The organism is Streptomyces sp. NTD91, assembly GCF_059510455.1.
This window is the reverse complement of record NZ_JCAJZW010000110.1, coordinates 1-2,852: the sequence shown is the minus strand read 5'-3', so window position 1 is coordinate 2,852 and position 2,852 is coordinate 1. Positions and strand designations below refer to the sequence as shown.

Below are 2,852 nucleotides of genomic sequence, written 5' to 3'. Positions count from 1 at the left end.
GAGGGTGACGGCGGGGCCCTCGAGGCCGAGCGCGTAGGCGACGCGGCCGGAGGCGAGGCTGGCCGCGCTGCCGGTGAGCAGGTGGCCGCGCACATCGTCGGGGACGTCGGTGAGGCCGGCGCCGTAGCCCTGGTGGCCGCAGCCGACGAACAGGCCGGTGCTGCTGCCGCGCAGGCCTCGCGGGTCGAGTCCGGCCCGCTCGACGGCTTCCCAGGACACCTCCAGCAGCAGCCGCTGCTGCGGGTCCATGGCGACGGCCTCGCGCGGTGAGATGCCGAAGAACGCGGCGTCGAAGTCGGCGGCCCCGTCGAGGAAGCCGCCCTCACCGACGTAACTGGTTCCCGGACGGCGGGAGTCCGGATCGTACAGGGCCTCGACGTCCCAGCCGCGGTCCGCGGGGAACGCGGAGACGGCGTCGCCGCCGCGGGTGAGGAGATCCCACAGGTCCTCGGGCGAGCCGACGCCGCCGGGGTAGCGGCAGGCCATGGCGACGATCGCGATGGGCTCGTCGTCGGCGGCGCTCCTGGGTACAGCGGCGGTGTGCCGGACGGCGGGCAGGGTGCCGTCGTCGAGCGCGTGCAGCAGGTGGTCGGCGAGGGCCACCGGGGTGGGGTGGTCGAAGACGAGGGTGGTGGGCAGGGGGAGGCCGGTCGCGGTGGCGAGGAGGTTGCGCAGTTCCACGGCGGTGAGCGAGTCGAAGCCGCAGTCCTGGAACGCCCGGGTGGACTGGATGCTCTCCGGTGTCGGGTGACCGAGGGCGGTGGCCGCGCTGCGCCGGACCAGCGTCAGCAGCAGCCGGCGGCGCTCGTCGGCGCCCAGCGGGGCGAGTTCGGCGCGGAGCCGGCCGCCGTGCGCGCCGCCCGGGTCGGCGGAGGCCGCCGCGGCCTGGGCGGCCTCGGGGATACGGCTGAACAGGGCGCTGCCCGGCAGTCCGCGCCGTCCCTCTGCGATGCGACCCCAGTCGATGTCGGAGACCAGCGCCCAGGTGTCGTCGTGGGCGAGGATCCGGCCGAGGGCCGTGAGCGCCGGTTCGGCCTCCATCGGGGTCAGGCCGCCGCGCCGCAGCCGGGCCAGGACGGCGGGGTCGTCGGCCATGCCGCCACCGGCCCACGGGCCCCAGGCGACGGAGGTGGCGGTCAGTCCGGCGGCGCGGCGGGCGCGGGCCAGCGCGTCGAGGTGGGCGTTTCCGGCCGCGTATCCGGCCTGGCCGGCGGAGCCGAGGGCCCCGGCGATCGACGAGAACAGCACGAACGCGGTGAGGGGGTGCCCGAGGTCGCGGGTGGCCTCGTCGAGGTTGGCGGCGGCGCGCAGCTTGGCGCGCAGCACGGTGGCGTACCGCTCGGGGGCCATGGCGGTGAGCGGCGCGTCGTCGAGGGTGCCCGCCATGTGCAGGACGGCGGTGAGGGGCCGGTCGACGGGCACGCCGGCGAGCAGCGCGTCCAGCGCGGCCCGGTCGGCGGGGTCGCAGGCCGCGACGGTGACCTCGGCGCCCAAGTCCTCCAGTTCGCGACGGAGTTCGTCGGCACCGGGGGCATCGGGGCCGCGCCGGCCGACGAGCAGCAGGTGTTCGGCGCCGTGCCGGGCGAGGCGGCGTGCGACGTGGGCACCGATGATGCCGGTGCCGCCGGTGATCAGGGTCGTGCCGGTGAAGCGCGGCTCGGGACGGTCGTCGTCCTCCCGGACGACCCGGACGAGCCTGCGCGCGAACACCGCTGAGTCGCGCACCGCGAGTTCGCTGTCGTCGCCGGACCGGCTCACACAGGCGACGAGCCGGGTCAGGGTCCGCTCGTCCAGCCGGGACGGCAGGTCGACGAGGCCGGCCCACAGGTCGGAGTGCTCGACGGCGGCGGTGCGGCCGAGGCCCCAGGTGGTGGCCTGCACGGGCCGGGTGAGCGGGTTCGCGGCGCCGACGGACACCGCGGACCGGGTGGCCGCCCACAGCCGCGCCCCGGCCCCGGTCCTGGCCAGCGCCTGCACCAGCAGGGTGTTCAGGTGCAGGCCGAGGGGCACGTCGTCGTGGCCGGGGTGCGAGGTCTCGGTCAGCGCGAGCAGCGACAGCACGTGCGCGGAACGGAATTCGCCCAGGACGGCGGCGATCCGGGCCCGGTCGGCGTCGGCGCCGACCGGGAGGGCGCGCGCCTCGGCACCGGATGCGGTGAACGCCCCCGCGACGGCGGCCGCGGTCCCGGCGGCCTCGGCGTCGTCGGCGCAGAACGGCACCAGCCAGATCCCGGAGGCCGTACCGGCCGGGACCTCCAGGGGCGTCCAGGTCTCGCGGTACTGCCAGGACGCGACGGTGGAACGCTGCACACTGCTGTGGTGCCAGGCCGTCAGCGCGGGCAGCACGGGCGCGAGGACATCGGGGTCCAGCCCCAGCCGCCCGGCCAGCTCCTGCACGTCGCCCTTGCGGACGGCCGCCCAGAACGCCGAGTCGACGGCCTCGCCCCGGCCGCCGTCGTCCCCGCCGGAGACCACGTCCGCCAGCCAGTACCGCTGCCGCTGGAAGGCGTACGTGGGCAGGGCCTGTTCCTTCGCGCCGGGGAACAGCGCGGACCAGTCGGGGCTGAGCCCGTGCACGTGCAGCGCACCGACGGCACTCAGCAGGGCGACCTGCTCCGACCCCTCCTTGCGCAGCGCGGGCACGGCGACATGCTGCTCGACGCCCGCCTCGGCCTCCTGCTCCACGGAGGGCAGCACGCTCCGCGCGAGCGCGGTCAGGGTGCCGTCGGGACCCAGCTCCAGGAAACGGGCGGTGGCGTACTCGTCGGCGAGGGTGCGTACGGCGTCGGCGTAGCGGACGGTGCGGCGGACGTGGTCCACCCAGTACTCGGGGGACGTCAACTCCTCGTCCG

At 76.4% G+C, this 2,852-nt stretch carries 1 protein-coding gene; it reads right to left on the bottom strand.

Translation table 11 applies throughout. The annotated features are described in order from the left end of the window. A partial coding sequence (locus AC5WRT_RS38755; RefSeq protein WP_496101086.1) for an SDR family NAD(P)-dependent oxidoreductase occupies positions 1-2,852 on the bottom strand: 2,852 nt, incomplete at both ends.